General features: G+C 43.8%; 7 protein-coding genes. 6 read left to right on the top strand and 1 reads right to left on the bottom strand.

The window, feature by feature from the left end:
• The first annotated feature begins 121 nt into the window (after nt 1–121).
• The 6 genes from DW677_RS17300 (at nt 122) to DW677_RS17275 (ending at nt 4,879) form a co-directional block, all read left to right on the top strand.
• Nucleotides 122–394, top strand: coding sequence for a hypothetical protein (locus DW677_RS17300; protein WP_117567897.1), 273 nt, complete (start codon nt 122–124; stop codon nt 392–394).
• Entirely contained in the window at nt 387–584 is a 198-nt protein-coding gene (locus tag DW677_RS17295) for a hypothetical protein (RefSeq protein ID WP_117471302.1), read from the top strand. The genes DW677_RS17300 and DW677_RS17295 overlap by 8 nt, the downstream gene beginning before the upstream one ends.
• 66 nt (nt 585–650) lie before the next feature.
• Nucleotides 651–869: a hypothetical protein gene (locus DW677_RS17290; RefSeq protein ID WP_117567896.1), complete on the top strand. Its 219-nt coding sequence runs from the start codon at nt 651–653 to the stop codon at nt 867–869.
• 62 nt (nt 870–931) lie between these two features.
• Nucleotides 932–1,576, top strand: coding sequence for a hypothetical protein (locus tag DW677_RS18465; RefSeq protein ID WP_181968393.1), 645 nt, complete (start codon nt 932–934; stop codon nt 1,574–1,576).
• 407 nt (nt 1,577–1,983) lie between these two features.
• Entirely contained in the window at nt 1,984–3,966 is a 1,983-nt protein-coding gene (locus tag DW677_RS17280; protein ID WP_117567895.1) for an AAA family ATPase, read from the top strand.
• Nucleotides 3,959–4,879 (top strand): hypothetical protein, encoded by a 921-nt coding sequence (locus tag DW677_RS17275; RefSeq protein ID WP_117567894.1) that lies wholly within the window; start codon nt 3,959–3,961, stop codon nt 4,877–4,879. The genes DW677_RS17280 and DW677_RS17275 overlap by 8 nt, the downstream gene beginning before the upstream one ends.
• A gap of 429 nt (nt 4,880–5,308) precedes the next feature.
• On the opposite strand, the gene DW677_RS18460 is transcribed toward DW677_RS17275, so the two are convergent.
• Entirely contained in the window at nt 5,309–5,452 is a 144-nt protein-coding gene (locus tag DW677_RS18460) for a hypothetical protein (protein ID WP_158553055.1), read from the bottom strand.
• Nucleotides 5,453–5,602: the final 150 nt, after the last annotated feature.

Raw genomic sequence — 5,602 nt, 5'->3', positions numbered from 1 at the left:
TTTTTTAGCCACAAGTGTTACAAAAAAGCTTGACCACAACATACCATGGTTGATATCAAAGAGTGGAAACAATAAATGGAACCTATAAAATGGTTTCGGAACTTTTGAAGGAGGAATTGGCATGAGTGGCGTAGCAACTCTTAGCAATGAAAAAAACTATACCGTGTTCCAGTTCGGAAACCATGTGATCCGGTTCATTGCTCCGTATTCGTTGGAACGATATACAGCAGTGAAAGAGTGGGACAATGGATATCTTGTTGTTATGGCAAAGTATAAGCACAACGAGAAACCGGAAGAAGAATATATTGATTTAGTTCCGATTCTCCAGAATTTGTATTTCGATGTCGATAAGTTCTTAAATCCAATCAAAAGCGTGGAGGTGGTAAATGGTTGATGTGAAGCAGGTTGCAGATGCGGCAGATATGATTGTAAATGGTTATGCGTTTACCCGTTGCGCTGAGGGATTCCGTGTTTTGAATTTGAATCGTCCTGATCGGGCCGTAGTGTTTTCAAGTGATGGTAAGGTTTTGGAGACCAGCATGGATGATATTGAGGTTCGGATCGCGAGAGACTTTCCATTTTAAATCTGGAAAGTCTTAGTTTATATATGGAGAGGATAAAATATATAATAAGTGGTAAGGCGGATCAACATGCAGGAATACTCAAGAATTCCAATCGAAAGATATTGCATGGAACATAATTCAGCAAAAAGCCGCAGGCTGCAAAAGCTGGTTGAAATGTCATATGATTTAAGTGCTGTGGGAACGGATTCAGATGCAATTTTTCTTGAAAAAGTAATAGAACAGGAAAAGGATTCAGAGCTGAAGGAAGCATTTGAAGATTTGGATGATTATTTGTTTAACTGGTAAAAAGCGTTAAAATCATAAGGGTGCATTCAAAAGAAAGTGTAGATAATTCTATGAGCAGCGGTATGGGCAATGAAACAAAAAAGTTAGGGACTGAGATTGATGTTCTTAAGAAACGAATTGAATACCTGGAGACGATTACACCAAAACACGCCAACTATTTCTATTCATTCTTCAAGGGCAGAACTGATGTCTATAGCAAGAGATCAGGAAAGCCGAATCCCAAAACCGGAAAGACAGGATATTACACACAATGTTGGAACTATTGGAAAAATGGTTTATGCCCAAAACGCGAGGGAAAGCAGATAAAATGTGGCAACTGTGAAAATCAGAAATATAAGAGTTTGACAGGAAATGACTTATTGATGCATTTACGTGGAGATAGGGAAGACTGCTCAGACATTTTTCCTGCTATCATTCGTCAGACCTTTGATGTCGCGATTTACGATATCTGCAGCAAGAAGAGAAGTAAAACGGAGCCAGTTTGTTTTTGCGGAATTAAGGAAACGGTAGAACGTGTTCTTGGAAAACGCTTCCTCAAAAGAGCCGGTCTGTTGCTGCATATACATACTTCTTCCGACAAAAATGTTACTGAGTTTGTAACGAAGCAGAGAAACCGGCGAAACACCTTTTTCTTTCATGCCATTACATCTGGCAAGAAGTTTACCGATATGGTGTTTAGAAAAAAATCTCTGAACGCAGTCAATTAGGGCTTTTTCATCAGAATGGTTTTGTGGTATACTGGACATGGCATAAATCTCCTTTGTAAAGATGGTTTCTAGTCAATTCCATTATACCAAACGGAACAGGTCTATGCCTTTTTTATTGGCTGAAATATTGAATTTTCAAGGTTCAACACACCATATCGGTGTGGGAAGTTTTAGTAATAATATATAAGCGCGAACAAATCTAATGGGAAGAACTGGAAACTGAAGATAATATTACCATGGAGTCATTACAGAAAGATGAAAACACAATATATACCAGAATATTAGGTTGACAAACCCGTATGTAGGTGTATAACTTAAATAAGACACAATATACAGACAAAATATCAACTAAATCAAAATATCTTGTATCATAAATCTTAATCTCCCCCAATAAAGGAGCCCAACTCATGATCCTCATCTACGCCTACATAAACAAATTCAAAAACTACACCACCCAGGAAATCATCTTCGATCCCCGCTGGCAGATCAATTTCTCAAACAAAAAGCTGTCGATCCAATACCGTGGTCAATCATCAGCGTCTGCGGTCATCCGTGGAGACAGGAAACCTGACAACCTGCATATTCTTGTTGGAAAAACAGGGTCTGGAAAGACGAATCTGCTTCAGATGATCGGGGCGAAGCATGATGTGCGGTATCATAGGAAGTGGGAAGGAGAGGATGACTCGTATTTTCTTCTTTATAGTATCAGCGATACGGAATTTTTCCTTGAGATATGTGACATGGAGATCATGCAGTTTCCGAAGCCTGTGGAGAGGGATGATTCGACGATTCCGGAGCCGATCAGGGAGAATGCGAGGCGTGCGGGGACGCTGCGGACGGTTCGTTTTGCGCTGGAAAAAGCGTTGAATCCGGGCGAGACAGCGGTCAGATTTTGCGCGGTAAAAGAGTATGGATACGAAAAAGGTCTTCCGGAATTAAAGGTCCGCGATATGGCAATGTTCATGAACTGTTATGATGTTCACGCGTTCATACGACCGCCGTATCCGGATGATAAGGAGGATTTTACGGATTTCAGGAGTGACTGGATTGGCAGGGCGGCTTTTCCATATCAGAGGACATCGCTCTGGCAGATCTGCAGCTATATCCGAGAATATCTTACGAGTCTGGAACCGGGGAGCGGGAAACGTCAGGTTTCGTTTGTGCTGTCGACGCATAATTTTGCGGATCAGTATCCATTAAAGCTTTCTAAGGCAGTGGAGAAGGAATACTGGACGTTTTATGAGAGGCTGCAGGATGAGAAACGCGCAGTCTATGATCCAGAGGTCAGGGAACGTGTACGGAAGAGGAAAAAGAAGAAAACGCTGACGAACAAGCAGATGTTCATTCATGATCTGTGGACGGATTATGCGAAGTATCTGAGAAAATGGGTCGAGAAGATCCGGAATTTTAATGCGGAAGAGGAGCCGGCGGAGGACCTGGATGCTTACCAGGAGTTTATGGACTATTATATAGGGAAAACGCGCAGGGAGAGCATCGATCCGACTGTGCTGCCAGATGGAGAAAAAATGTCCATTGTCAGGAGATGTACATGGCTGGCGGAGTATATAGACAGAGCCGGGGATGGGGATCCACATGGGCTGTTATGGCAGATTATGGGGGATATTAAGGACATTGCCGGTTTTCTCGAGAAGCTGGATGACCGGTATTTCACGGTGGACACATGTTCCATACCGGTGGTCGATATGGAGAGACCGGAGTATCGGGAATTGTTTGATGAGCTCTTTGAACGCATGGAGCAGTATCGTCCGGATGATGCGGGGATTTTTACGGAGTGTCTTCTTCCATACGAGTTTACGAGACTCAGCACCGGGGAATACCAGTATGCCAAGGTCCTTGGTGGGATGGAGGATTATTTGAAGCTTTCGTTTTCTGACAGGACCAACAGAGGGCTGGACAAGATCATACTGATGGACGAGCCGGAGGCATATATGCATCCGGAGCTGGCGCGGCAGTTTATTGCCCGCATGCTGGGAATCGTTGAGAAATATCAGGGACCTTCTACGATTCAGATCATACTCAGCACGCATTCGCCATTTATGCTTTCTGATGTTCTGCCGGAGGAGATCACCAGGCTGACGATTGACCGGGAGACAGGAAATGCTCTGGTAAAGAACGGGTCGGATAAGGAATATTTTGGCGCGAACATGCACACGATCCTGGCGGATGGATTTTTCCTCGATTACACCATCGGGGAGTATTCTAGAAGCTTTCTGCAGAGTGCTTTTTCGCGGCTGGAGATGTATGGGGATCATGGTGACGCTGATGAGTCTTTCCTGATGTCGATGGGGCAGTTGATTCCGCACATCGGGGATCGGATGATCCGCAGGGCATTTGAACTTCAGATGGAGAAGGTGAGAAATCGTGATTAAAATACCCGAGAAAGAGGGGCGGCTTTCCGCAGCTAAGGCCGCTCATATTGAAGCAGTTATAGCATTTGTGAAAAGGAAGACGGAGGGATACAGGAGAGACCTGTTTGCAAATATCAGCCGTGTCATGACTGTTTCAGGGACCTTTGAGGACATGAGTGCCAGGGATGACTGGAGCTGGCTTTCTGATTTTATCCTGGCAGATGTGAAGACTTTGAAGCAGATGATCGGCAGGCCGGAGCTGCTGCAGTTTGATGAGTTTAAGAGAATGTATTCCGATTATTTCAGTGCCGGAAGTGATAAATATGTGGATGCGTCAACGAAATATAATGCGTACATGTTTATTGAAAACCTTGGTGTCACGATCTGTCCCTACTGTGACGAAGAGTATCTGGATGTTGTTGAGAATGGAAATGGAGGAAAACTGAGGACACTGGAGATCGACCATTTCTTTCCGAAGGGAAAATATCCGGCGCTCGCAATGTGCTTCTATAATCTTGTTCCCAGCGGGCAGAACTGCAATGGAATGAAAAGGGAAGAGCTCCTGGGAATGAATCCCTATGAAGATGGAATCGAAGGCTGTACATGGCTCTACCCGGATCTGCCTGTGGGAGTCAACATGGAAAAGGTCCCGGCTGCTGACTGCACGATCCACTTTCATCCGAAGGCGGGAATGGAGAAGAATGTGAAGGCGCTTCATCTGGAAGAACGCTATGAGCGGCATAAAGCCACAGCGCATAAATATCTTCTTTTGCGGCAGCAGTATGACGATGCAAAGGTGGAAGAGATGGTAAAAATGGGAATGTTCCCAACGAAGGATTTTGCGTATAGGGTGCTGTATGGAGAGCCGCTGGATGAGGAGGCGGAAGAGGGGATTTTGAGAAAGTTGAGGAGGGATATTGCAGGTAGAGGGTGAGAAGAGGATGCCCGGCTGCGTGTTTGAGGGGTAAACGGTACAACGCACGTCCTTCGGTAGAATTTAAAATAAGGATAAAATATATAATAAATGAAAAGGCGGATCAACATGCAGAAATACTCATGAATTCTAATCGAAAGATATTGTATGGAACATAATTCAGCAAAAAGCCGCAGGTTGCAAAAGCTGGTTGAAATGTCATATGATTTAAGAGCTGTGGGAGCGTCTGGAAGGAATCCCGGATGGCTGTGCGGAATGTTTTCCGTTTGAAATAATAGATGAACTGAAAAGGGAATATTTGGGAAAGGTTTGATAATTGATCTCAAATTCCGCAGATATGCGGCGCTGTATTTGGTGCGGGGCGGAGGGCAAGAGGACCGATAAAGCAGGAGTTTCCTGCCCTATCGGTCAGATTTTTGTACATTTCGACTACCATTCCAGCCGATCCCAATCCACTTCTCCGAGCTGTGTGTCCAGCCATTTCTCATAGCTTTCTTCAGTAAACGGTCCATGCTTATCGACATAATCGTAAGTAATATTCAGGAATTCATCGATACTTTGAAAAACACGCACCGCATTCTCGTTACTTCAGTGATGAGTTAGGTGCGCTATTTATTTACAACAATATCGAACATATGTTTACATGCTTATTAACATATGATATAATATTCATATGGAAAAAGTGTAGATCAGGAGTGCAAAGAAATGTTGCAGGAAATCGCA

Source organism: Clostridium sp. AM25-23AC (assembly GCF_003435125.1).
Lineage (GTDB): Bacteria > Bacillota > Clostridia > Lachnospirales > Lachnospiraceae > Pilosibacter > Pilosibacter fragilis.
The sequence above is the reverse complement of the archived record's forward strand: the minus strand, read 5'-3'. Positions and strand labels throughout refer to the sequence as shown.

Excerpts from the sequence above, each read along its gene's own strand:
- DW677_RS17295 (WP_117471302.1), top strand. The coding sequence starts at position 387 with ATGGTTGATGTGAAGCAGGTTGCAGATGCGGCAGATATGATTGTAAAT.
- DW677_RS18465 (WP_181968393.1), top strand. The coding sequence starts at position 932 with ATGGGCAATGAAACAAAAAAGTTAGGGACTGAGATTGATGTTCTTAAG.
- DW677_RS17280 (WP_117567895.1), top strand. The coding sequence starts at position 1,984 with ATGATCCTCATCTACGCCTACATAAACAAATTCAAAAACTACACCACC.
- DW677_RS17290 (WP_117567896.1), top strand. The coding sequence starts at position 651 with ATGCAGGAATACTCAAGAATTCCAATCGAAAGATATTGCATGGAACAT.
- DW677_RS17300 (WP_117567897.1), top strand. The coding sequence starts at position 122 with ATGAGTGGCGTAGCAACTCTTAGCAATGAAAAAAACTATACCGTGTTC.